Raw genomic sequence first — 23,353 nt, forward strand, 5'->3', positions numbered from 1 at the left:
AGAACACGCGTCAACATGAAAAGCCCGAAGCTGTGAGAGGAACCGCCCATGACCTACCGTGCGCCTGTCCCCGATATCGTCTTTACCATGCGGCATGTGGCGGGCCTCGACCGTGCCGTGGCGGACGGCCTCTATGGCGACCTTTCGACCGATCTGGCCGCGACGATCTTGGAGGAGGCGGGCCGCTTCGCCAATGACGTCATCGCGCCCCTGAACCGTGAAGGCGACAAGCACGGCGTGATCCTCAAGGACGGTGCCGTGACCACGGCTCCCGGCTGGAAAGAAGCCTACAAGGCGTGGTCGGAAGCCGGTTGGAATGCGCTTCCAGGTCCGCTGGAATATGGCGGGCAGGGGCTGCCAACGCTCCTCAACTCGGCCTGCGTCGAGATGTGGAACGCCGCCTCCATGGCCTTCGGCATTGGTCCCGTGCTCACCATGGGGGCCATCGAGGCGCTGGTTCAGCATGGCTCCGACGATCTGAGGAGCCGCTATCTCGAAAAGCTCGTCTCCGGCGAGTGGACCGCCACCATGAACCTTACGGAGCCGCACGCGGGCTCCGATCTCGCGGCCCTGCGCTCCCGCGCCGAGCCGGCAGGTGACGGCACCTACAGGGTCACGGGCCAGAAGATCTTCATCACCTACGGCGAGCACGACCTCACCGACAACATCATCCATCTGGTGCTCGCGCGCCTGCCCGATGCGCCCGCCGGCACCCGCGGCATCTCGCTGTTCCTCGTGCCGAAATTTCTGCCGGACGGCACGCGCAACGACGTGCGCTGCCATTCCATCGAGCACAAGCTCGGCATCCACGCCTCGCCCACCTGCACCATGATCTTCGGCGACAATGGCGGTGCCGTCGGCTGGCTCGTCGGGGAAGAAAATCGCGGCCTCAACTGCATGTTCACGATGATGAACAACGCCCGCCTTGCTGTGGGCCTGCAGGGTGTGGCCATTGCCGAGCGCGCCTACCAGCAGGCGCTCGGCTATGCCAATGAGCGCAGGCAGGGCCGGGCCATCGGGGCGGTTGAGGGCATGAGCCCGATTGCCGTGCATCCGGACGTGCAGCGCAACCTGCTCACCATGAAGGCGCTGACAGCCGCAGCGCGCGCGATCTGCTACATGACTGCGGAGGCCATCGACCGCGCCCATCTTGAAGAAGATCCCGCGCGCAGGAAGAAGGCGCATGAGCGCGCCTCCCTCCTGACGCCGGTGGCAAAGGCCTTCTCGACAGATATCGGCATGGAGGTGGCGTCCATGGGCGTGCAGGTCCATGGCGGCATGGGCTTCATCGAGGAGACCGGCGCGGCGCAGCACTTCCGCGATGCACGCATTGCGCCGATCTACGAGGGCACCAACGGCATCCAGGCCATCGACCTCGTTACCCGCAAGCTGCCGCTCTCCGGCGGTGAGACGGTGCGGACGCAGATCGCCGCCATGCGCGCCACGGTCGCGCGCCTGCTGAAAGAGAATACGCCGGCTTTCGGCATGACTGCGCCGCGCCTGCGCGATGCCATCGAGAGCCTGGACCGGGCCACGAGCCATCTGCTGCAGTCGCTTTCCTCCAATGCCCAGGGCGAGGCGCTTGCCGGTGCAACGCCTTATTTGAGGCTCTTCGCCCTTGCGCAGGGCGGTGCGGCTCTCGCCGAGATGGCGCTGGCGGCGAACGTGCAAGCCTCTGCAGGTGACACAGATCCGGCGCATGCCGGCCGCATCGCGCTCTGCCGCTTCTTTGCCGAAAATATCGCCGTCGGTGCGAAGGGGCTTGAGGAAACGGTGATGAGCGGTGCAGGCTTCCTGCAGGACGCAACCCTGGCACTCGCGAGCTGATCCCATGAGCCTCAATGGAAAAACCCTCCTCATCACCGGCGCCTCGCGGGGCATCGGGCTTGCCATCGGCCTGCGGGCGGCAAGGGACGGCGCGAACGTGGTCATCGCGGCGAAGACCGCCGAGCCGCATCCCAAGCTGCCCGGCACGATCTACACGGCCGCCGAGGAAATCGAGAAGGCCGGCGGCAAGGCGCTGCCGCTGGTGGTCGACGTGCGTGACGAGGAGGCGGTGAAGGGCGCGATCGCAAAGACGGTCGAGACCTTCGGCGGCCTCGACGTGGTGGTCAACAATGCAAGCGCCATCAGCCTCACGCCGACCTCCATCACCGATATGAAACGCTTCGATCTGATGCACCAGATCAACACGCGCGGCACCTTCATGGTGTCGAAATACGCCATTCCGCATCTGGAGAAGGCCGAGAACCCGCACATCCTCATGCTCTCGCCGCCGCTGGACATGAACGAGAAGTGGTTTGCGCCGCATGTGGCGTATTCGCTCGCGAAATACGGCATGAGCATCTGCGTGCTGGGACTGGCCGGCGAGCTGCGGCCCAAGGGTATTGCGGTCAATGCTCTCTGGCCCCGTACGACCATTGCCACCAGCGCCGTCAAGAACCTGCTCGGCGGGGATGAGATCGTGCAGGCGAGCCGCACGCCGGAGATTCTCGCCGATGCGGCCTACGCTGTCTTCCAGAAGCCCTCGAAAAGTTTTTCGGGCCACTTCCTCATCGACGATGTCTTCTTGTCAGGTGAGGGCGTGAAGGATTTCGAGAAATACCGCGTGGATCCATCGAAACCGTTGATGCCGGACTTCTTTGTGCCGGATGACACGCCACCCCTCTCGCAGTTGGCATGAGAGTCGGGTTAGAACATACCCGCTGATACGGAGACGGGTATGATTTTGATCCACAGGCCAGCGCAGACGATGGGACCGGCCGGTCAGTCCCTCGACCGTTACGTCCTGCCGCCGGGAACGCCCATTCCCGACGATGCCCTGTGGATCGACCTGATCGAGCCGACCCGGGAGGAGGACAAGCTCGTCGAGGCCCATCTCAGCATCGAGATCCCGACCCGCGAGGAGATGGCCGATATCGAGCCGTCCGAGATCCTCTATCACGAGAACAACGCGCGCTACATGACGGCGCGCGTCCTGTGCAGTTCGGAGACCGATGCGCCGAAGCTCATCGACGTGTCGTTCATCCTCACCGAGCGGGCGCTTGTGACCGTGCGCTATGGGGAGCCGCGCTCCTTCAGCATGTTCATGGCCCGCGCAGGAAAGCCCGGCGGGTGCCGCCACCAGCCGGAGGCCGTGCTCGATGGTCTCATCGAGACCATCATCGATCGCGCGGCCGAGATCCTCGGCACGGTCGGCTCGCGCATCGACCGCCTCTCGCAGGCAATCTTCGAGAACGAGCGGCAGGGCGCCAAGCGCGCTGCATCCTACCGCGCGGCGCTGAAGTCCATCGGCCGCAAGGGCGACATCATCTCCAACGTGCGCGAGAGCATGGTCTCGGTGGAGCGCATGCTGCTGTTCTTGTCTGCCAGCATGCCGCGGCCGCAGAAGACCTCGGGCTATCAGTCCGAATGGCGCACGGCCCTGCGCGACGTGCAGTCCATCGAGGAGCACGCCACGTTCCTGTCCAACAAGATCCAGTTCCTGCTCGATGCAACGCTGGGCCTCGTCACCATCGAGCAGAACGACATCATCAAGATCTTCTCGGTCATGTCGGTGATCTTCCTGCCGCCGACCCTTGTGTCATCGCTCTACGGCATGAACTTCAAGGTGATGCCCGAGCTTGAATGGGACTTCGGCTATGCCTGGGCCATCACCCTCATGATCCTCGCAGCCGCGCTGCCCTATCTCTATTTCCGCTGGAAGCGGTGGCTTTGATATACGGGCTGTCCGGGCTCGGCTCGTTCGAGCCGCCCCGGAATGAGGTGGCGGGTAAACGCCGCGAGAGGAGGATATCATGTGCGGGCGCTATGCGATCACGCTCCCACCCGAAACCTACCGGGAGTTCTACGGCTATTCGGAACAGCCGAACTTTCCTCCGCGCTACAACGTGGCGCCCATCCAGCCTGTGCCCATCGTGCTGGAGGATCGCGGCGAGCGGCATTTCATGCTGGTGCGCTGGGGCTTCCTGCCCTCCTGGGTGAAGGACCCGAAGGACTTTCCGCTGGTCATCAACGCCCGTGGCGAAACGCTAGAGACGAAGCCGACCTTCAGGAATGCCCTGAAGCGCCGACGCTGCATCTTCCTCACGGACGGCTTCTATGAATGGCGGCGGGAGGGGAAAGAGAAGACGCCGTTCCTGATCCGCCCGCGCGACCGCAGTCCGATGCCGCTCGCAGGCCTGTGGGAGACCTACAGCAGCCCTGACGGCGGCGAGATCGACACCGCCGCCATCGTCACCACGGATGCCAACGGCACATTGTCCGCCGTGCATGACCGCATGCCGGTGATCCTTTCGCCCGATGACATCGGAGCCTGGCTCGATGTGCGCGACGAGCGCGCCGACGTGATGCGCCTGGTGCGGCCGTGTCCGGACGATTGGCTCGACATGGTGCCGGTCTCGAGCCGCGTGAACAAGGTCGAGAACGATGATCCGGGTCTGTTGGAGGCTCTGTCCAAGCCGGAGCCTGCGCCTGTGGCGGAGAAGAAGCCGAAGGCGAAGAAGCCGCTCTCCAGCGACGAGGACGAGCAGGGGAGCTTATTCTGACTTCCAGTGCGGTCATCCCGGACGGTGCAGCCGATCCGGGATCGCGTGCAGAATAGGACACTGTCATTCCGGGGCGGCCATGGGCCGAGCCCGGAATCCATAACCACGACTTGAGACCAGTTCGGCGCCGTCAGCGGTTATGGATTCCCGCCTGCGCGGGAATGACAACGTTGAGGATCAATCGCGATGTCCTGCACCCGATCCCGGATCTCCGCTCCGCTCCGTCCGGGATGACGCTGATCGACTTACCGCCGCTTCTTCGCCACCTCTTTTCGCAGAATGCCGACGACTTCCAGGTGCGGCGAGTGCTTGAACTGGTCGACGGGAGTCACGCGCTCCAAGCGGTATCCGCCGGCCATCAGGATGGCTGCGTCGCGGGCGAAGGTGGCGGGGTCGCAGGAGACGCTCACCACGAGCGGCACTTTCGATACGGCGATCTGCTTCACCTGTGCCTCCGCGCCCGCGCGCGGCGGATCGAGCACCACCGCGTCGAAGGCATTCAGTTCCGGCGTGAGCAGCGGACGGCGGAAGAGATCGCGGGCCTCCGTCGAGATCCGCCGAAGGCCCGGCGTGGCGCGGAACGCCTTGTCGAGGGCCGCCATCGATCCCTTGTCGAACTCGACCGCATGGACCTCCGCCTTTTGCGCGAGGCGCAGGGAGAAGGGACCGGATCCGGCGAAAAGATCGGCCACGCGCTTGGCCTTCGCGCAGGCTTCCGTCACCAGTCCGGCAAGCACCTCCTCGCCGAGACGCGTCGCCTGCAGGAACGAGCCCGCAGGCGGAACCACGGAGGCGCGGCCCATGAGGATCGCAGGCGGACGGCGCTCCACGACCACGTCACCGTGAATCGACAACCGCGAGAGATCGAGCCGGCCCGCAAGGTCGATGAGACTCAGGCGTTCCGCATCCTTCATGGGGCCATGCCCGCGCACGTCCACATCGAAGCCGGTCTGCGTCTGCGTGATCTGGATATCGAGCGGCTTGCGTGGACCCTTCAGGTGCTCGCCGATGGCACGGGCGATTTTCGGCGCCTCGTCCTTCAAACCTGGCTCCGTAATCGGACAGAATGCGATCTCAATGATCTGGTGGCTGCGTGGCGCCATGTAGCCCACATGCATGGCGCGGTCGGGAAAGCGCACGTGCAGCGTCACGCGGCGACGGCCCTCGCCATGGGCGTCGATGAGCGGCGCGATGGGCGTCTCGATCCGCGCCTGGTTTAAGGTGTGGGCGAGGATCTCCTGCTTCCAGTTCTGATAGAAGCCGTGCCTCATGTGCTGCGTGGCGCAGCCGCCGCAGGCGTCGAAATAGGGGCAGAACGGCGTCTCGCGCTCGGGCGAGGGAACATCGACGCTGACAAGCCGCGCATGCGATCCGTCGCGCTCGACCGTGACGGTCTCGCCGGGCAGCACCTTCGGCACGAAGACGGAATCGGAGGCGCTCTCGGCAATGCCGTCGGCTTTCGCGCCGAGGCGTCTGATGATGACCTGTTCAGCCAATACGGGCTCCCAACAAAAATTCGCGATTTCCATCCCCGCCCGCGATGGGTGAGGGGATAAGCCCCATAACCTCGAAGCCGAGGGAAGCCACAAAAGCTCTCATATCCTCGCACACGGCGCGATGCACGGCTTCATCGCGCACGATTCCCTTCTTGACGTGATCACGCCCTGCTTCGAATTGCGGTTTCACGAGAACGGCGAGTTCCGCTTGGCGGTTCAGCAGGGCGACAGCGGCCGGCAGAACGAGCTTGAGCGAAATGAAGCTCACATCCGAAACGAGAAGATCCGCCCGTTGTGGGATTAGATCTGCATTCAGCGCGCGGGCATCCGTCCCTTCGAGGTTGGTCACGCGCGCATGGCCGGCGACGGAGGGGTGCAACTGGCCGTGTCCCACATCCACCGCATACACATGCGCTGCCCCTCGGTTGGTCAGCACCTCCGTGAAACCTCCGGTGGAGGCTCCGATGTCGAGACAGACTTTGTCCTTCGGGTCGATCTGGAACACGTCGAGGGCGGCTGCCAGCTTCACGCCGCCGCGGGAGACGTAAGGGTGCGGCTGCTCGGCCGTGATCACCGCCTCCTCCGTCACCAAATCGGACGCCTTGCGGACCACGGCGCCGTTCACGGTCACGAGGCCGGCGGCGATCGCCTCCTGGGCCCGGGCGCGGCTTGCAAAGAATCCGCGCTCAAGGAGAGCCACATCGGCACGCTTGCGGGTCATCGAGGTCTCACATCCATGTGCGTTCACGATCCTTTCATGGCCAGGAACCAGGCCCGGCCCTAGATCATCTTCCGTTCACAAGTCTCTCATAGCCAATGGAGATCCCATGATCAGCCGTCGCCATCTTCTGACAGGCGCTACCCTGCTTGCTGCCAGCGCTGCCATTCCCCGCGCCTGGGCGCAAGCCCCATCGGGTCCCTTCAAGCTCGATCCCTTGCCCTATGCGCCCGCCAAGAACGAGCCGCATATCGACGCGCAGACCATGGAGCTTCACCATGGCAAGCACCATGCAGCCTATGTGACCAACCTCAACACGGCACTTGCCCAGAATGCCGAGGCGGCCAAGATGCCGCTGCACGAGATGCTGGCGAAGATCGGCGAACTGCCGGAATCGATCCGCACGGCGGTACGCAACAACGGCGGCGGCCACGCCAACCACACCATGTTCTGGCAGATCATGGGCGGCCAGGGCGGCGAGCCCTCGGGCGAGCTCAAGAGGGCCATCGACCGCGATCTCGGCGGCTTTGCGAAGTTCCAGGAGGATTTCAATGCAGCCGGCACGCGGCAGTTCGGATCCGGCTGGGTCTTCGTGACCGTCGCCCGCGACGGCAAGCTCGGCCTCGTGACCAAGCCCAACCAGGACACGCCCCTCATGGACGGGCAGCGGGTTCTCATGGGCAACGACGTGTGGGAGCACGCCTATTACCTCAAATACCAGAACCGCCGGCCGGACTACCTGAAGGCATGGTGGAACGTGCTCGACTGGAACCGGATCGGCGAGCGCTACGCGGCGGCGAAGGCCGGTACGCTGACGATTTAAACAGCCGTCATGGCCGGGCTTGTCCCGGCCATCCACGTCTTTGAGCGATTTTAAGACGTGGATCCCCGGAAAAAGTCCGGGGATGACGATGGTGCGAGAAATACCTTAAGCCCGAACCTTCCGGGTCTCTTCCTGCCCAAGCGCCTCGAAGACCTTGGTCACGATGCCCGCCGCATCGAGACCGGCCTTGGCATACATGCGATCCGGCTTATCCTGATCGATGTACAGGTCAGGTAGGACCAGAGAGCGCGCCTTCAGGGTGCCGCGGTCGAGGGCGCCCTTGTCGGCCAAAAGCTGCAGCACGTAGGAGCCGAAGCCGCCGATGGAGCCTTCCTCCACGGTGATGAGCACCTCATGGTCGCGTGCAAGCCGCAGGATCAGCTCCTCGTCCAGAGGCTTGGCGAAGCGGGCATCGGCCACGGTGGTGGAGAGGCCCCGCGCTTCCAGCTCTTCGGCCGCCTTCAAGGCCTCGCTCAACCGGGTGCCGAGCGACAGGATGGCGATGCGGCTGCCCTCCTTCACCACACGACCCCGACCGATGGCAAGCGGCACGCCCTGCTCGGGCATGTCGACACCCACGCCTTCTCCGCGCGGATAGCGGAAGGCGATGGGGCCTGAATCATAAGCCGCGGCAGTCGCCACCATGTGGACAAGTTCGGCCTCGTCGGCCGCCGCCATCACCACCATGTTCGGCAGGCAGCCAAGATAGGCGACGTCGAAGGAACCCGCATGGGTGGGGCCGTCCGCGCCCACAAGGCCCGCCCGGTCGAGGGCGAAGCGCACGGGCAGGTTCTGGATCGCCACATCGTGCACCACCTGGTCGTAGGCGCGCTGCAGGAAGGTGGAATAGATGGCGCAGAACGGCTTGTAGCCTTCCGTGGCCATGCCGGCCGCGAATGTCACCGCGTGCTGCTCGGCGATGCCCACGTCGAAGGTGCGGGTGGGGAATTCCTTGCCGAAGAGGTCGATGCCCGTGCCGGTCGGCATGGCGGCCGTGACGGCGACGATCTTGTCGTCGTTCCGCGCTTCCTTCGCCAGGCTCTCGCCGAAGACCTTGGTGTAGGCCGGCGCATTGGCCTTGGCCTTGGTCTGCGCGCCCGTCACCACGTCGAAGGTGACGACGCCGTGATACTTGTCGGCCGCTTCCTCGGCCGGCGCGTAGCCCTTGCCCTTCTTCGTGACCACATGGACGAGGATCGGGCCGGTCTCGGAATCGCGCACGTTCTTCAGGATCGGCAGCAGGTGGTCGAGGTTGTGGCCGTCGATGGGGCCCACATAGTAGAAGCCCAGCTCCTCGAACATGGTGCCGCCGGTCCAGAACCCGCGGGCGAATTCCTCGGCGCGCTGCGCCTTCTCGTAGATGAACTTCGGCAGCTTCTTGGCCAACTGCTTGGCCGTCTCGCGCAGGCCCCGGTAGGCGCCGCCGGAGACGAGGCGGGCGAGATAGGACGACATGGCGCCGGTGGGCGGCGCGATCGACATGTCGTTGTCGTTGAGGATGACGATGAGGCGCGAATGCATGGCGCCGGCATTGTTCATGGCCTCATAGGCCATGCCGGCCGACATGGCCCCGTCGCCGATCACCGCGATGACGTTGTTCTTGCCCCCCTCCAGGTCCCGCGCCACGGCCATGCCGAGGCCTGCCGAGATCGACGTGGAGGAATGGGCGGCCCCGAAGGGGTCGTATTCGCTCTCCTGGCGCTTGGTGAAGCCCGAAAGGCCGTCCGCCTGGCGCAGGGTACGGATCCGGTCGCGGCGGCCGGTCAGGATCTTATGCGGGTAGGCCTGGTGGCCCACGTCCCAGATCACCCGGTCGCGGGGGGTATCGAAGACGTAGTGCAGCGCCACCGTGAGCTCGACCACGCCCAAGCCTGCCCCGAGGTGACCGCCCGTGACGGAGACCGCGCTGATCGTCTCCGTCCGCAGCTCATCCGCCACCTGGCGGAGCTGGCTCTCGGGCAACTGACGCAGATCGTCTGGGGTCTTGAGGGTGTCGAGGAGAGGTGTGGACAACGTTTTACTCGCCAAGCTTCGACCGAAGGCCAGATAAAGGAGATAGGGGCTTAACTGGAGAGGGTCAAATCAGAAACTTCGTTCGCTCCGTCCCAGGCAGAGCAAGCCAACTGCCGCCGAGGTGGGGGCAAGCTGTCGCACCGGGCATCAACGGAGCCGAAGGACGTTTCGGAATGTACATAGGCAAGTCTCTCTTATTCAGTGACTTGCAGGCATGGTTCACATGTAATCTTTCCCATTCGGCTATCGCAAAGGGACAAAAAACCTTTGATCCACTTGGTTTGCGGGCCTCTGCCGGATCGCGGTTAGTTGAAAACACGGAATCGAAGTGCTAGACGGCGAACATTCTCGAAATATTGTTCGAAGCCCTTATGGGGACAAAGTCTGCCCATTCTGATGACGTTCGACACTTCCCAGCTGACCTCCCCCGCCATCCTGATCCGTAAGCACCTTGCCGATCATAGGCGAATTCGTGTGCTGAGCGCCGCGGCCTTCGTTCTCTTTGTCGCCGCCATCTTCTTCGCCAGGGGCGGAAAGGCTCCGGGCCTGTCCGTCGCGCCCATTTTCGCCGGGGCACTCTTGGCCTTCGCCAGCGGAGCCGCTGCGGAGACGTTTCAGAGAAATATGTGGCTCTGGCTCTCGTTCGGCTTCCTGCTGGCATGGCAGGCTGCGGGGGCCCTGTTTGGAGATATGCCGCGACCGATCTCCGACTTCTCCAAAATCGGATTGCTGGCCGCTTTCTTCCTTTTCACCGCACAGGCGTCTCGGGTTCTAAACACCCGGCAAATCCTCTGGATCATTGCCGGCATCGGAGCCGCAAGCGCCTTCCTGTCGATCATCGTTCATGTTGTGACAGCCCCGGATCTCATGGACCGCATGATCCCCCTCGGGCGAGGCGGCAATCCCATTCCCGGTGCCGGAGCGCTCGCCTGCGCCCTCATCGCCACTGTTGCGCTATGGAGGGATGAGAAGGGCAGGGATCGGAGGACCATGGCCATCCTCCTGATGCTGGCGATGCCGCTCGTGGCTGGCCTCGTCCTGACCCAGAGCCGTGGGCCGATCGTTGCCCTCTGCTTGGCCTTGCCGCTTGCTTTCCTGTTCGAACGGCGCGGCATGCTTCTCGTGCTCATGACCTGCCTGGCGAGTTGGCTCATCGTAACAGGCCTGGTGATTTTCGAGCCGAACATCAAAGCCATCATCTGCGGCAGCAATATCGATTGGTGCCGGCCCTCAAATCGCGGTGAGGTATGGGAGCGGGTTCGCGATCAGATCGCGCTTCATCCCATTCTGGGCAGCGGGCCGGAATTCCGGTTTCCGTACGAGTGGTTGAGCCATGCCCACAATGGCCTCTTTGGAATTGCCTTGTATTTCGGGCTCGGCGGCCTTGCCGCATCAGGCCTCATGGCTGCAGGCTATGCACGATGCCTGACCCGCGGAACGGACGAGACATTGCGCTTCTTCGGCCTTGCGTCGCTGATCTTCGCCTTCGGCTATATGGGAGCCGATCTGCCGAATCCGTACGCGTTCTTCAACACGCATTATCTCTTTATGTGGTTTCCTATCCTGCTCGTTCTGGCGCGCAATAGGTCTTCATTTAACGTCAAGGCGACGTCTGTGGCTCCTGTGCCCGGCATCGCCCAGCGCATTTAACGGATCGCGATGGCCCGACACCATTCCGCCCTTCGCCGGACCTTTGATCTCAAGCCCATCGCGTTCCGCGTGATGAAGGGGCTCACGGGTTCCAGTGCGACGTTGCGGAAGGCCGTTTCGTTCTTTCCCGATTTCGGTTGGCCGGACGACGCAAAGGTGAGGCTCCTCGAGGATAGCGTTCATCCCTTCCGCCTGATGCAGAGCCGGTATGACCGGCAGCGTGCTTTCGTCAGCCAGCACAATGTCGACGTGATGAAGCCATCCTGCCGGTTCACGGATCCGGATTCCGCCCATCGTGTGGTGGCTCTGCTGTTAGGCATCCTGGTCCCTGGCCATACCCTGACCCCCGTGGACGCGGCCACGGGGCGGCAGCTGTCCTTCGACACGACATCGGACAGCAACTGGAACTTCGCCCATCCGGCGCCTGCCGCGTTCCACACGCGCCGCGCGGGCGGAATCGTTGCTGCGATCCCGCCTTACTCCCATTACGGCCATCTGCTCACCGACGTGCTGATGCCGCTGTGCCATGCCCTCGACCAGGGTGCAGTGGCCTCAGGGGAGACCCTCACCATAGCCACGGCACGCTCGGTCAATCCGCTGGTCTCAAGCTTCATCGACGGCCTGCGCCGCAAAGGCCTTTCTATCGATCATGTAAGGCTCGCGCCCTGGGAGCGGATCCAGACGGATTCGTACCTCTACGCGCGCACCCATTGCTGCAATGTCGAGAGGCTTTTCGCGACGCCCGAGGCGATCGGTTTCGCCCGCTCGGTTTTCGAGGCTGCCTATCAGGACCGCCAGCTCCCTGAGCCTGCGCCACGCATTTATCTGACCCGGGGCGACACGCGCCTGCGACGGGTGGATGGAGAGGCCGCCTTGATGGAGGGGCTGCGCCAGCGCGGGTTCCGGATTGTCCAGGCATCCTGGTCGAACCATCACGAGCAGATGCAATGGTTTGGCGAAGCCCAGATTGTTATGGGAGTTCATGGGGCAGGCCTTGCCAACATTCTCTGGGCGCAGCGCCAGCCCCTGCTCATCGAGCTGATGGCGCAGAACGGGCGCAAGAGCACGGGCCTGCATTGGGCCGCCGAAGCGGGTGCCGATTACGAGCCGGTGATCGGCGGGGTCGAGGGACAGAAGCAGGCCTTCGCCATCGATCCCAAGGCCGTGCTCCAGGACGTCGACGCGGCCATCGAGCGGAACCGCGCCGCCTGACATTCTGCAGAATGCGCTAGTTGTCCACGTCCAACGGGGCCGTGCCCGAGGCGGCGCCGTCGGGGCCGATGGTGATCTTCTCGATCCGGGCCTCGGCCTTCTTCAGCAATTGCTCGCAATGCTTTTTCAGGGCCTCGCCGCGCTCATAGATCGCAATCGAGTCCTCCAGGGGCACGTCACCGCGCTCGAGGCGCCGCACGATCTCCTCGAGTTCGGCCAGGGCCTTCTCGAAGGGGAGGGTCTTGATGGAGGCGGTGTCGGTCATGCGGCTGTCCGTCAATTCTTCGGTCTAGGCAATGTCACGATGGGATTGCGGCATTGCTGGGTCGATGGGCGAGAAGTCTCTGATAGACGAGACCGATGCCGATGAGAACAAGGCCGAGGCCAATAAATGACAGGGCACGCATAACGCCCTCCAGATTGGCCAGGTCGACGATGAACACCTTCAGCACCGCCAGCACGAGATAGGCCGCAGACGCCAAGCGGGCAAAGCGGTTGTTGCGGGCGAGCCCCAAGCCGAGAAGCAGGATGCCCGTGACCAGCAGGGCAACTGAGTAGGCCCAATGCTCGCCTTGGGTGAAGTCGCGCCACAGTGCCAGTTCGGGGCCGGCGAAGAGCCGCCGGATCTCCAGACCCACATAGGCGGAGAACAGGAGCAGGCTCAAGATGGCCGAGGACAGGCTGTAGAAGCGGGGGCGAGCGCGCCGCTCGACCAGGGCCAGGCCGGCGGCCAGCAGAGACGGCAGCAGATAAGCCGGGACCAGGGCATTGAACACCGGCCCGCCGGGGATGGTGTCATCCGTCAGCAGTGGGTTCTCGACCAGAAGGAGGCCCCCGGCGCAGAGGGCGAGCGAGGCGATTTTGAAGATCAGGGAGCCCCAGCGATAGACCGGGTCACCGCGTCTGAGGTCCAGGCGCGTCAGGAGGATGGCGAAGACGAGGCTCTCCGTTGCCAGCAGGCCCGCCTCCAGGAGGCTGAAGTCCTGGGCGAGCGGGTCTCCAGCGTGAAGGGCATGGCGGATCTCGAAGAAGACCAGGAAGGCCGCGAAGACGATGCCTAAGCTCTCCGTCAGTTGCACGATCCTGTCGCGTCCGGAGCGCTCCAGCAGCCTGCTCGCTGCGAGAAAGGCCACGGCCGGGACGCCGTAGCCCCAGAGAAGCCAGTTGATCAGGACCGGGCCGGGATCGCCGTCCACGATGGTCGGGTTGGCAATCAGCCGCCCCAGAACGATCAACCCGATGGCGCCGACCGCGTAGCGCAGGGCAGGCAGGCCAGTCCGCTCGGACACCCAGGCCGTTCCCAAGGCGGTAAGGGCGAAGGCCACCGTCAGCATGCCCCTGTCGAGGGCGAAGGTCAGCCCGAGGGCAAGCGCCGCCAGGGCGGCCGAGGCGGCGGCTCCGAGGGCCAAACGAATCGGGGTGCCTTCCGCGCCATCCCGGCGGCCGAGCCACCGGACGGCCGCGATGAAGGCGAGGGCGAGGAGGCCGGCGATGAGCGCGAAGGACAGGCTCCGCTCCAAGTCCGCGACCCGCCAATAGGCTGCCACAAGGGCCAGGAGCGGGCCGATGGTGGCTGCTCCCGCGTACCAGGCGACCGCGGGAAGGCGCAGGTCCGGCGAGCGCGCCACTCGGAGGAGAGCGGCTCCGGCGATAATTCCAGGGGCGAGGAGTGCGAGGCCGAGATAGACCTCGACCGCGTACGGGCGCACCGCGAAGAGATCGCCGCTTTGGTAGAAGAGGTTTTCAGGCGTGCCGCCGAGATCCGCCCGGATGGGCCAGATCAGGAGCGCGCCGACGCTGGTCAGGGCCGCCCAGGCAACCGCCGGAGCCGCCGGGGTGAAGCGGATGCCGGTCGCCAGCATGAGGAGGACCATGGCGGCAACGAAGATCGCGCGCCCGTCGCCCGCCGCAACCGTGCCCGACACCACAACAGCGGCAAATGCGAAGACCAGGAGGACGATGCTGGCGGCCCGATCAATCCCGCACTCGGCATCGGACACATGGCGGTAGGGCAGAGCCACCAGGACGGGAGCGGCCAAGCCGGTCTGAAGCACCAGATGCACCATGGCCGGCAGGGCATCCTGCGCGTCCAGGATGAAGATCAGGAGGGTCCAGATCAGCACGCCGCTTGCAGCCGCGAGCGCAAGCCAGCGCCATAGGCGCAGGCGCGCGACGCCATAGGCGGGCAGCACCACGAAGGCGAGGTAGATCACGAGCGCCCAGGGCTGCGGCTCGTCCGACGAGACGAGGAGCGGGCTTCCCATGGCGCCGAGCAGGCCGAGCGCCGCCAGGATGGGCCCGTGCAGGGTGGACGCGACCATGGTGAGGACCGCGATCAGGCCTAAGGTCACGAAGGCGGTGGCAGGGCTGATCAGGCCATAGAGCGCGTAAGCCGCGTAGGCGGCCGCAAAAGCCCCGCAGGTTCCTGCCGCCGTGAGGATGCTGGGCACATTCGCGTTGGGAACACCCGGCAGGGCGATGCCGCTCTCCCGGCGGCGCAGCCATTCGCCGGCTCCAATCAACGCAAGGGCGAACAGCGCGCCGAGCATGATGCGGGTGGCCGGGCTCAGCAGGTTCTGCTCGATGGAGTAGCGGACGAGAAAGATTCCCCCGAGGGCGAGCGCGACGCCGCCGACCCAGACGGCCCAGCGGGAGCCGAGGGCCTCCTCGAAATCCCGGCCGGGAGGCGCAGGCTGCGGCGGCGCACTCTGGATGGCTGGCACTGATCCGGCCGGGCGGGACGCTTCGGCTTCCGGCTCCGGGAGCAGATCCGGTGCGGGGGCCTCTTCTGCCGGAGCGTCCGGAGCAGACACCGGAGCCTGCTGGTCCGTCGTGAACGCTGCCGGTCCCGCCTGAGCCCGGACCAGCCGCAATTCGCCCTCCAGAGCCGCGACGCGTCTCTGCAGGAGGGTCAGCTTGCTGCGGGCCGAGAGGCCGAGAACCAGGCCCGCGATGGCGCAGACCGGGATGCTGAGGGCCAGCAGGGCGAGGAACGGGATCTCCAAGGAATGGCCTCAGTGTTCGTGACAGGCTGATTGTCCGAAGCGGAATCGCCTAGTTTCCGTTAAGCTGTAACATGAAGGGCGTCCCCTCCATAGCGTCGGCTCCACGCCCGATCGACCGGATCGCATCCACCATCCGGCCCTGCCGTCCGAGAAGATCATCGGCGAGAGCGACGAATCGGGCGTTCGGGGTGGCGCTGGGGGAAGCCTTGCGCAGGGCCAGGGCGATGTCTGCCTCGTTCCGTTCCGGCGCCAGCGCGCAGGCTGCGATGTAGGCGCCGGCCGTCGAGCGGCTGATCCCGGCCCAGCAATGGAGCACGAGAGGGCTCTCCCGGCCCCACATACGGATGAAGGCGAGCAGCTGCTCCATGTGTTCCGCGCCTGCGAGCACATGGCCATCGAGCGGCTCCAAGATGTCGCTGGCGCCGATGAAGAGATGCCGCTCCGCTGCGATGCCCGTGAGGCGAGGCACCTCGGCGCCGACACCCATGAGGCTCACCACATGGCTGGCGCGGGTTGCGGCCACGGTGTCGTGCAGGCGGGAGAGGGGGCAGACGTGGAGGGTTGGCATGGCTTGATCTCGGAAGTGGTAACGAGGCTTACACGATTCGGGCGACGCTTCGAGGCGCAGGCAGTATCTCCCTCCCCCTTGTGGGGAGGGTCGGGGTGGGGGTGTGAGCGCCAACCTTGAACCAGTCCTGCGTTGGCACCCCCACCTCCAACTCCTCCCCACAAGGGGGAGGAGGGCTTCAGCGCCATTTTGTGAATGAGAGGCGTGAGTTCAAACCTTTGCCAGCGCCGCCGTGACCTTCCCGTGATAACGCTCCTCGGCCTGCGCCACAGGCCAGGGCTCCAGAAGAGCCAGCACCGGGCGGGGCAGGGGATCGGGACGTCCGAAGAACTTGATCGCCTCCTCGCGGGCAAACCCGGCGAGGTGCGTCGCCTCCAAGAAGGCGGCCTGCCGGTCCGCCTGCTTGATGAAGCGCTTGAGGGCCGCAGGGGGCTGCGCAGGCAGGCCGAAATGCAGGTGGATGGCACCGAGCAGGCCCGCCTCAATGGCCTTGTAGGCGTCGCCGATCACGGCCTTGAAGGGCGAGATGATGTCGCCGATCACGTATTCGGGCGCATCGTGCAGGAGCACCGCCAAGCGCCATTCGCGGGACATCTCCGGATTGATATGGGCGGCAATCGCCTCAACGAGAAGCGAATGCTGCGCCACAGAAAAGATGTGCCCGCCGATCGTCTGCCCGTTCCAGCGCGCGACACGGGCAAGCCCATGCGCGATGTCGTCGAGCTCCACATCGAGAGGCGAGGGGTCGAGCAGGTTGAGGCGCCGGCCGGAGAGCATCCGCTGCCAGACGCGCGGTTCCTTGGCCATCAGCGCATCTCAGCCAATGCCGCGCATTCCGCATGGCGGAAGCAACCGGTGAGATGGTCGTTCGTCATGCCCACCGCCTGCATGAAGGCATAGACGATGGTGGGGCCGACGAAGTTGAAGCCTTCCGCCTTCAGGGCCTTCGAAATCTTGCGCGAGACCTCGGTCTCGGTTGGCACGTCCTTGCGGGCTTTCGCATTCGTCTGGAGCGGCCGTCCGTCGACGAAGTCCCACAGGAAGCGTGAGAAGCCGCCGCGCTCCTGAATCACCAGCCAGGCGCGGGCGCCCGCAATCGTCGCCTCAATCTTGGCGCGGTTGCGCACGATGCCGGGATCGAGCATCAGCGCTTCCACCTGGGCCTGATCGAACCGGGCGATCACGGCCGGATCGAAGCCGGCAAAAGCGCGGCGGAAATTCTCGCGCTTGCGCAGGATCGTGATCCACGACAGGCCCGCCTGAAACCCGTCGAGAATGAGTTTCTCGAACAGCGCCCGGTCGTCGAACTCAGGTACGCCCCATTCCGTGTCGTGGTATTCCACATAGAAGGGATCCGTGCCGGGCCACCAGCAGCGGGATTTGTTGTCGGGATGCAGGATCAGTCCGTCGCTCATGCAGCCTGTGTAGCGGGAGTGCAGGGAAACGGAAAGATGCGCCCCTGACGGCAGGAGGCAGATTCATCAATCTCCGCCCTCATCCTGAGGAGCCTGCGCAGCAGGCGTCTCGAAGGAGCTTCCAGAGAGCACTGGATCCTCCTTCGAGACGCAGCCTGACGGCTGCTCCTCAGGATGAGGTCGGTGGGTGGAAGCACGGCTTGTGGGCCAGAGTGTCAGGAGGATAGCCGCTTCCGGTAATAGACGACCCGCTCCGTCTCCTCGAAGCCGAGCGCCTTGTGCATGCTTTGCGATGCCGTGTTGTCGAGCAGCACGTCGGAGGCGAATTCGCTGCAGCCGTGGCTTCGCGCCCATCGCTCGACGGCCCGGCACAGCAGCCGGGCGAGGCCCCTCCCGCGGTGCTCCGGCTGCACGTAGATCCCTTCGAGGAAGGCCACCGGCGAGGTGGCGCAGCCATTCACGTAGTCGTGGCGCAACGCCGCTTCGGCAAAGCCCGCCGGCGTGCCGTCGGGCAGGCGCACAAGAAGCGCGATGGCTTCCTTCTGCTCCCAGAGCATGGCCTGCGCCTCGGCGCGATGCTCGTCCTTCGGTCCCTCGGGCCACAGGGCATGCCGCAGGGCAACCCATTCTTCGAGCGTCTGCAGCATGCAGGGCTCGACGCGCGGTTCAAGATTGTCGGCCACCGGACAAGGCTCCCCGCGCATCGACCAGATCCGCCATGTTCCGCGAGGCATCGTCCTCGCCAAGGCGCAGGCCCTCCGCCACGCCCTGGCGGTCGGCATCCGAGCGGTTCTGGCTCACCTTCCACTTGCCCTCGATCCGGGTGATCTCGATCTCGATGCCGACGATTCCCTTGAGTTGCGCCGCTACGAAAGGAGCCGGCGCATCGCCCACATTCCACGGCTCGGGACGAGCGACCTCCTGCACCTCCGTCATGGCCGTGATCTGCCGGAGGAGCCAATCCGGATCGTCGATCACCCGCATGCGGCCATAGGCCTGCACGATGGCGTAGTTCCAAGTCGGCACCACCTTTCCGTGTTCGCGCTTGGCCGCATACCAGGACCGGGTGATGTAGGTTTCCGGCCCCTGGAAGACGACGAGAGCATCCTGCGAGGCGTCGAAATCCTGCCACTGGGTGTTCGCCCGCGAGAGATGCGCCTTGAGGATTCCATGGGGCGAGGCGGAGGCGTCGAGCACGAAGGGAATGGGATTGGCCACGAGCCCCACACTGCCCAGGGTCACCAGAAGCCCGAGCGGGTGAGCCCTGATGAGGGCGTGCTGAACCTCGCGATTGTCCTCACGAAAGTGGGGCGGCTGATACATGGCATTCCCGATCCGATTTGGCCGGGATGCTAGCGGGAAGCCTTTCCCGGCACCAATCAAAATTGCCGATGCCGTCCATCACCCATGGCGATGGGCCTTCATGCTCAGGAGCGCAGCATCCGCAGCTTGTCGGCGAGTTCCGTCCAGCGGTAGGGCTTGCTGATGAAGGAGACGCCCGCGCCCAGGCCTTCGGAGGGCAGGGCCGACATGGGATAGCCCGAGGCCAGCAGGATCCTGAGGCTGGGGCGCATCTCGCGCGCCTTGCGGGAGAGTTCGACGCCGTTCATGCCGTTGGGCATGATCACGTCGCTGAACATCACGTCGATTGCGGCGTCGCTTTCCAGAACGGCAATCGCCTTCTGGGCATCGGTCGCGGTCAGCACGTCGTAGCCCAGGCTGTCGAAGATGTCGCTCGCCACTTCCAGCACGGCCGGCTCGTCCTCGACGATCAGCACGGTGCCCGCGCTCTCCTGCGCCGGACGTTCCGTCCCGTCTTCGTCTTCCACGGCCTCTTCCCCGTTGTCTTGGGCCGGCAGCAGCATGGTGATGGTCGTTCCCCGGTCCGGAGCGCTGTCCACCTTCACATGCCCGCCCGACTGCGTGACGAAACCATAAACCTGACTCAATCCCAGGCCGGTGCCCTTGCCGATCTCCTTGGTGGTGAAGAAGGGTTCGAAGACGCGGTCAAGAATTTCGGGCGCCATGCCCGAGCCGGTGTCCGCCACGGTAACCGACACATAGGGGCCGGGCTCCAACTCGGCGGCCGCGTGCTCGCTCTCGGCAATGGTCACATTGCCGGTCGCAATTCTCAGCGATCCGCCATCCGGCATCGCGTCCCGCGCATTGACGATGAGGTTCAGGAGGGCCGCTTCGAATTGCGGCGCGTCGACGGAGATCGACCGGACGCCCGGGGCAAGCGCAAGCTGCAGCTTGACCAGTTCGCCGCAGGCCCGGCGCAGGATCGACTCGAAGCCGCCGATAAGGGTGTTCGGGTTGTGCAGGGCCGGCTGCAAGGGTTGACGGCGCGAGAAGGCCAGCAATTGCTGCGTCAGCTTCGCGCCGCGCTCCGCCGCGCGCTGTGCGCTCTCGATCAGCCGCATGTCGCGGGTATCGCGGGCGTTGCGGGTGAGAAGATCCAGGCTGTTGACGATGACGGTCAGCAGATTGTTGAAATCGTGCGCGACGCCGCCCGTGAGCTGCCCGACCGCCTCCATCTTCTGCGCCTGGAACAGGGCCGCCTGAGCCTGGGCCAGGGCTTCCTGCGCCTGCCGGCGCTCGGTGATGTCGCGGGTGATCTTGGCGAAGCCGATCAGATCGCCCATGTCGTTTCGGATGGGATCGATGACGACACTCGCCCAGAAGCGGGTTCCGTCTTTGCGCAGGCGCCAGCCCTCAGCCTCGAACTTGCCCTCGCGGACAGCCGTCTCCAACGCGCGCCGGGGCAGCTCGGTAGCCTTATCCTCATCGGTGTAGAAGCGGGAGAAATGCTCCCCCAGGATCTCGTCCTGTGTGTAGCCCTTGATGCGCTGGGCTCCCGCATTCCAGTTCGTCACCCGGCCCTGCGGGTCGAGCATGTAGATGGCATAGTCGGTGACACCCTGGACCAGCAGGCGAAAACGCTCCTCGCTTTCCTTCAGGGCTTCCTGCGTCTTCTTCCGCTCCGTCAAATCGCGGGTGATCTTGGCGAAGCCGATCAGATCGCCCTGGGTGTCCCGGATCGGGTCGATGACCACATGAGCCCAGAAGCGGGTTCCGTCTTTCCGCAGGCGCCAGCCCTCGGCCTCGAACTTGCCTTCGCGAGCGGCGGTCTCCAGCGCGCGGCGGGGCAGCTCGGTTGCCTTGTCCTCATCGGTGTAGAAGCGGGAGAAATGCTCCCCCAGGATCTCGTCCTGCGTGTAGCCTTTGAAGCGCTGGGCGCCGGCATTCCAGCTGGACACGATGCCCTTCGGATCGAGCATGTAGATGGCATAATCGGTGACCGCATCGACCAGGAGCTGAAAGCGTCCCTCCTGGGACTTCGAGCCGGTCCCTTGCATGGCGTTCATCAGAATTCCCCAGCAGACCCGGGCCGGCTCTTGATTCAGTCCGTTCTCAGGTCGATTAGCTGTAACACTTTTGTGAGGACTTCGTTCCCCTTGAAGCTTGGCTTTTTCCCAGCTCAGGAAACGGCGCCTGCCTCGCCCGGGAAAGCAAACCTCGCCCAGGTGGGCTTTTCCAGCCGCACCGGGATGCCACCGGCCCTGATCGGATCGCCGGCTTTGAGGGCATCCTCGGCCCGGTCGAGGCGGATCATCAGGAGCCCGCGCCCCTCGGCGCCGGTGCCGGTCTTGCCCAGAACTTTCTCTCCGGCCGTGACCTCGACACCGAGATCCGCCGCGAAGCCGCCCTCGTAGACGGCCGGCACGATCCTGGTGCGGGCCGTGCCGCGATGCTGCATGCGGGAGACCACCTCCTGGCCCACATAGCAGCCTTTGTCGAAATCGACGCCGTTCAGCTGATCCATCAGGGCCTCGTGCGGGAAGGCATCCCCGAACAGGAAATCGCGCCCGCCTTCGGGCACGCCGAGGGAGATGCGATGGGCGTGATAAGCCTCCGCCGGGTCCTTGGCGAATTCGGCTGAGTCCTCGGCCGCCACGATGGCGCGCCAGCCCAGAGCAGCCAGGCGTGGGTCCTCGACGACGAGGCCGGCCTCGTCGTCCGGCCGCGGCGCATCCCAGCCGGCCACAAGGCTGAGCGAATCGGACAGGTCCTCCACCACGACCTTCGCCCTGAGCTTGTAGAAGCCGAGGCGTTTGGCGAAGTCGGGTGCGTAGACCTTCAGGACATCGAGGTAATAGGCGCCGCCGATCTCCTCCGGCGCCTGGAAGACCAGGAAGTCGAACAGGATCTTGCCCTGGGGCGTCAGCAGGGCGCCGAAGCGCGCCGCGTGCGGTGACACACGGTCCAGGTCGCAGGTGATGAGGTTGTCGAGAAAAGTCTTGGCGTCCTCGCCCGAAACCCTTACCACGCCCCGGTCGGCCAGATGGACTGACGGCATATGCCCCGCTCCTTATCCTGATAGAGCTGTGACATATGCCCCTTCCGCTAAGGCCTCAAGGGATGAGATTGCCATGCCCCAGACCTTCGACCTGATCCTCAAAGGCGGTATCGTCGTCAATCACGATGGACGCGTGGAGCGCGACATCGGCGTGCGCGGCGGAAAGATCGCCGCCATCGGCGACCTGTCGCAGGCCTCAGCCGCACGGGAGATCGAATGCCGGGGGCTGCATATCCTGCCGGGAGTCATCGACACGCAGGTGCACTTCCGCGAGCCAGGCCTCGACCACAAGGAAGATCTGGAATCGGGCTCCCGCGCGGCCGTCATGGGCGGCGTCACGGCGGTGTTCGAGATGCCCAACACCGACCCGCAGACCACGACACCCGAGGCGCTGGCCGACAAGGTGCGGCGCGGCCATCACCGCATGCATTGCGACTTCGCCTTCTGGGTCGGCGGCACCCACGAGAACGCCGCTGATCTGCCTGAGCTGGAGCGCTTAGCCGGAGCAGCCGGCATCAAGGTGTTCATGGGCTCGTCCACCGGCTCGCTGCTCGTCGAGGACGACGAAGGCATCGCCAATATCCTGCGCCGCACCCGCCGCCGCGCCGCGTTCCACTCCGAGGACGAGGCGATGCTGCGTTCGCGCAAGAACTTGCGCGTCGAAGGCGACCCGCGCTCGCATCCCGTGTGGCGCTCGGCCGAAGTGGCGCTCGCCTGCACGCAGCGCCTCGTGCGCATTGCGCGGGACACCGGCGCGCGCATCCACGTGCTGCACATCACCACCGCCGAGGAGATGGCGCTCCTGAAGGACCACAAGGATCTCGTATCCGTGGAGGTGACGCCGCATCACCTGACGCTCACGGGACCGGAGGATTACGAGCGCCTCGGCACCTACATCCAGATGAACCCGCCCGTGCGCGACGAACTCCATCGCGCCGCGCTCTGGCAGGGCCTCGATGAAGGCATCGCCGACATCCTCGGCTCCGACCACGCGCCGCATACGCGCGCGGAAAAGGACAAGACCTATCCCAACACGCCCTCCGGCATGACCGGCGTGCAGACCCTCGTGCCGATCATGCTCGACCACGTGAACGCCAGCCGCCTCACGCTCGAGCGCTTCGTCGACATGACGAGCGCCGGCCCCAAGCGCCTGTTCGGCATCGCCGGCAAGGGTCGCATCGCGGTGGGCTACGATGCGGATTTCACCGTGGTCGATCTGAAGCGCACCGAGACCATCACCAACGACTGGATCGCCTCGAAGTCTCAGTGGACGCCCTACGACGGCAAAAAGGTCACCGGCTGGCCTGTCGGCACGGTCGTGCGCGGTAACGTGGTGATGTGGGACGGATCGCTCGAGGCGCCGTCACAAGGCGAGGTGGTGCGGTTCGAGGAGACTTTGCGTTCGTGAATGGTCACCACTCCTGCGCCAACAGACACTGTCATTCCGGGGCCGCGTAGCGGAACCCGGAATCCATAAACACGCCGTGCCAAGGAATGGCGATCGACGTTGTGCTTCTTTCTGCAGGGTTAGCGGTTATGGATTCCG

Annotated in this window: 20 protein-coding genes; 8 read left to right on the forward strand and 12 right to left on the reverse strand. The window is 64.9% G+C overall.

Annotation, left to right across the window (positions count from 1 at the left end):
- The first annotated feature begins 48 nt into the window (after positions 1–48).
- From IC232_RS11005 to IC232_RS11020, 4 genes are all read left to right on the forward strand, one after another.
- Positions 49–1,827: an acyl-CoA dehydrogenase gene (locus IC232_RS11005; RefSeq protein ID WP_190844960.1), complete on the forward strand. Its 1,779-nt coding sequence runs from the start codon at positions 49–51 to the stop codon at positions 1,825–1,827.
- A 4-nt stretch (positions 1,828–1,831) separates the two neighbouring features.
- Positions 1,832–2,683 (forward strand): SDR family oxidoreductase, encoded by an 852-nt coding sequence (locus tag IC232_RS11010; protein ID WP_190844961.1) that lies wholly within the window; start codon positions 1,832–1,834, stop codon positions 2,681–2,683.
- Positions 2,684–2,722: 39 nt separating this feature from the next.
- On the forward strand, positions 2,723–3,718 hold the full coding sequence (locus tag IC232_RS11015; protein WP_190844962.1) for a magnesium transporter CorA family protein: 996 nt from the start codon (positions 2,723–2,725) through the stop codon (positions 3,716–3,718).
- 79 nt (positions 3,719–3,797) lie between these two features.
- Positions 3,798–4,547 carry an SOS response-associated peptidase gene (locus tag IC232_RS11020; protein ID WP_190844963.1) on the forward strand — a complete coding sequence of 250 codons (750 nt, stop codon included), beginning with the start codon at positions 3,798–3,800 and terminating at the stop codon, positions 4,545–4,547.
- A 245-nt stretch (positions 4,548–4,792) separates the two neighbouring features.
- Here the strand turns inward: IC232_RS11020 and IC232_RS11025 are convergent, their stop codons facing one another.
- A complete protein-coding gene (locus IC232_RS11025) occupies positions 4,793–6,076 on the reverse strand; it encodes a class I SAM-dependent RNA methyltransferase (protein WP_190844964.1) in 1,284 nt (427 codons plus the stop codon).
- Positions 6,036–6,764, reverse strand: coding sequence for a TlyA family RNA methyltransferase (locus tag IC232_RS11030; protein WP_190844965.1), 729 nt, complete (start codon positions 6,762–6,764; stop codon positions 6,036–6,038). Before IC232_RS11030 ends, IC232_RS11025 begins: the two co-directional genes overlap by 41 nt.
- 106 nt (positions 6,765–6,870) lie before the next feature.
- Here IC232_RS11030 and IC232_RS11035 point away from each other — a divergent pair, with 106 nt between their 5' ends.
- Positions 6,871–7,584: a superoxide dismutase gene (locus tag IC232_RS11035; protein WP_190844966.1), complete on the forward strand. Its 714-nt coding sequence runs from the start codon at positions 6,871–6,873 to the stop codon at positions 7,582–7,584.
- A 105-nt stretch (positions 7,585–7,689) separates the two neighbouring features.
- Here the strand turns inward: IC232_RS11035 and dxs are convergent, their stop codons facing one another.
- Complete coding sequence (gene dxs / locus IC232_RS11040) at positions 7,690–9,597, reverse strand: 1-deoxy-D-xylulose-5-phosphate synthase (protein ID WP_190844967.1); 1,908 nt, start codon at positions 9,595–9,597, stop codon at positions 7,690–7,692.
- 396 nt (positions 9,598–9,993) lie between these two features.
- On the opposite strand from dxs, the gene IC232_RS11045 reads away from it, so the two are divergent.
- Complete coding sequence (locus IC232_RS11045) at positions 9,994–11,247, forward strand: O-antigen ligase family protein (protein WP_190844968.1); 1,254 nt, start codon at positions 9,994–9,996, stop codon at positions 11,245–11,247.
- Positions 11,248–11,256: 9 nt separating this feature from the next.
- On the forward strand, positions 11,257–12,459 hold the full coding sequence (locus IC232_RS11050; RefSeq protein WP_190844969.1) for a glycosyltransferase family 61 protein: 1,203 nt from the start codon (positions 11,257–11,259) through the stop codon (positions 12,457–12,459).
- Positions 12,460–12,475: 16 nt separating this feature from the next.
- Here IC232_RS11050 and IC232_RS11055 read toward each other — a convergent pair whose 3' ends face one another.
- The 9 genes from IC232_RS11055 to IC232_RS11095 form a co-directional block, all read right to left on the reverse strand.
- A complete protein-coding gene (locus tag IC232_RS11055; RefSeq protein ID WP_190844970.1) occupies positions 12,476–12,724 on the reverse strand; it encodes an exodeoxyribonuclease VII small subunit in 249 nt (82 codons plus the stop codon).
- Positions 12,725–12,758: 34 nt separating this feature from the next.
- Positions 12,759–15,464: a DUF2339 domain-containing protein gene (locus IC232_RS11060; RefSeq protein ID WP_190844971.1), complete on the reverse strand. Its 2,706-nt coding sequence runs from the start codon at positions 15,462–15,464 to the stop codon at positions 12,759–12,761.
- Between the two features lie 49 nt (positions 15,465–15,513).
- Positions 15,514–16,032: a tyrosine phosphatase family protein gene (locus IC232_RS11065; protein WP_190844972.1), complete on the reverse strand. Its 519-nt coding sequence runs from the start codon at positions 16,030–16,032 to the stop codon at positions 15,514–15,516.
- Between the two features lie 210 nt (positions 16,033–16,242).
- Positions 16,243–16,839 carry an HD domain-containing protein gene (locus IC232_RS11070; protein ID WP_190844973.1) on the reverse strand — a complete coding sequence of 199 codons (597 nt, stop codon included), beginning with the start codon at positions 16,837–16,839 and terminating at the stop codon, positions 16,243–16,245.
- On the reverse strand, positions 16,839–17,447 hold the full coding sequence (locus IC232_RS11075) for a DNA-3-methyladenine glycosylase I (protein WP_190844974.1): 609 nt from the start codon (positions 17,445–17,447) through the stop codon (positions 16,839–16,841). The genes IC232_RS11070 and IC232_RS11075 overlap by 1 nt, the downstream gene beginning before the upstream one ends.
- A gap of 215 nt (positions 17,448–17,662) precedes the next feature.
- Positions 17,663–18,151 carry an aminoglycoside 6'-N-acetyltransferase gene (gene aac(6') / locus IC232_RS11080; RefSeq protein WP_210335314.1) on the reverse strand — a complete coding sequence of 163 codons (489 nt, stop codon included), beginning with the start codon at positions 18,149–18,151 and terminating at the stop codon, positions 17,663–17,665.
- On the reverse strand, positions 18,114–18,770 hold the full coding sequence (locus IC232_RS11085) for an FMN-binding negative transcriptional regulator (RefSeq protein WP_190844975.1): 657 nt from the start codon (positions 18,768–18,770) through the stop codon (positions 18,114–18,116). Before IC232_RS11085 ends, aac(6') begins: the two co-directional genes overlap by 38 nt.
- A gap of 104 nt (positions 18,771–18,874) precedes the next feature.
- On the reverse strand, positions 18,875–20,815 hold the full coding sequence (locus IC232_RS11090) for a PAS domain-containing sensor histidine kinase (protein WP_190844976.1): 1,941 nt from the start codon (positions 20,813–20,815) through the stop codon (positions 18,875–18,877).
- 113 nt (positions 20,816–20,928) lie between these two features.
- Positions 20,929–21,807: a YgfZ/GcvT domain-containing protein gene (locus tag IC232_RS11095; RefSeq protein ID WP_190844977.1), complete on the reverse strand. Its 879-nt coding sequence runs from the start codon at positions 21,805–21,807 to the stop codon at positions 20,929–20,931.
- A gap of 73 nt (positions 21,808–21,880) precedes the next feature.
- Here IC232_RS11095 and IC232_RS11100 point away from each other — a divergent pair, with 73 nt between their 5' ends.
- Positions 21,881–23,215, forward strand: a complete 1,335-nt coding sequence (locus IC232_RS11100; protein ID WP_190844978.1) for a dihydroorotase — start codon at positions 21,881–21,883, stop codon at positions 23,213–23,215.
- The last annotated feature ends 138 nt before the right edge of the window (positions 23,216–23,353 follow it).

Origin of the sequence: Microvirga sp. (assembly GCF_014699075.1) — a bacterium.
In the GTDB taxonomy this organism is placed as follows: domain Bacteria; phylum Pseudomonadota; class Alphaproteobacteria; order Rhizobiales; family Beijerinckiaceae; genus Microvirga.

Bases quoted from the DNA above. Each gene is read 5' to 3' on its own strand.
- IC232_RS11005 (WP_190844960.1), top strand. From the start codon at position 49: ATGACCTACCGTGCGCCTGTCCCCGATATCGTCTTTACCATGCGGCAT.
- IC232_RS11010 (WP_190844961.1), top strand. From the start codon at position 1,832: ATGAGCCTCAATGGAAAAACCCTCCTCATCACCGGCGCCTCGCGGGGC.
- IC232_RS11015 (WP_190844962.1), top strand. From the start codon at position 2,723: ATGATTTTGATCCACAGGCCAGCGCAGACGATGGGACCGGCCGGTCAG.
- IC232_RS11020 (WP_190844963.1), top strand. From the start codon at position 3,798: ATGTGCGGGCGCTATGCGATCACGCTCCCACCCGAAACCTACCGGGAG.
- IC232_RS11025 (WP_190844964.1), bottom strand. From the start codon at position 6,076: ATGGAAATCGCGAATTTTTGTTGGGAGCCCGTATTGGCTGAACAGGTC.
- IC232_RS11030 (WP_190844965.1), bottom strand. From the start codon at position 6,764: ATGACCCGCAAGCGTGCCGATGTGGCTCTCCTTGAGCGCGGATTCTTT.
- IC232_RS11035 (WP_190844966.1), top strand. From the start codon at position 6,871: ATGATCAGCCGTCGCCATCTTCTGACAGGCGCTACCCTGCTTGCTGCC.
- IC232_RS11045 (WP_190844968.1), top strand. From the start codon at position 9,994: ATGACGTTCGACACTTCCCAGCTGACCTCCCCCGCCATCCTGATCCGT.
- IC232_RS11050 (WP_190844969.1), top strand. From the start codon at position 11,257: ATGGCCCGACACCATTCCGCCCTTCGCCGGACCTTTGATCTCAAGCCC.
- IC232_RS11055 (WP_190844970.1), bottom strand. From the start codon at position 12,724: ATGACCGACACCGCCTCCATCAAGACCCTCCCCTTCGAGAAGGCCCTG.
- IC232_RS11065 (WP_190844972.1), bottom strand. From the start codon at position 16,032: ATGCCAACCCTCCACGTCTGCCCCCTCTCCCGCCTGCACGACACCGTG.
- IC232_RS11070 (WP_190844973.1), bottom strand. From the start codon at position 16,839: ATGGCCAAGGAACCGCGCGTCTGGCAGCGGATGCTCTCCGGCCGGCGC.
- IC232_RS11075 (WP_190844974.1), bottom strand. From the start codon at position 17,447: ATGAGCGACGGACTGATCCTGCATCCCGACAACAAATCCCGCTGCTGG.
- IC232_RS11085 (WP_190844975.1), bottom strand. From the start codon at position 18,770: ATGTATCAGCCGCCCCACTTTCGTGAGGACAATCGCGAGGTTCAGCAC.
- IC232_RS11090 (WP_190844976.1), bottom strand. From the start codon at position 20,815: ATGAACGCCATGCAAGGGACCGGCTCGAAGTCCCAGGAGGGACGCTTT.
- IC232_RS11095 (WP_190844977.1), bottom strand. From the start codon at position 21,807: ATGCCGTCAGTCCATCTGGCCGACCGGGGCGTGGTAAGGGTTTCGGGC.
- IC232_RS11100 (WP_190844978.1), top strand. From the start codon at position 21,881: ATGCCCCAGACCTTCGACCTGATCCTCAAAGGCGGTATCGTCGTCAAT.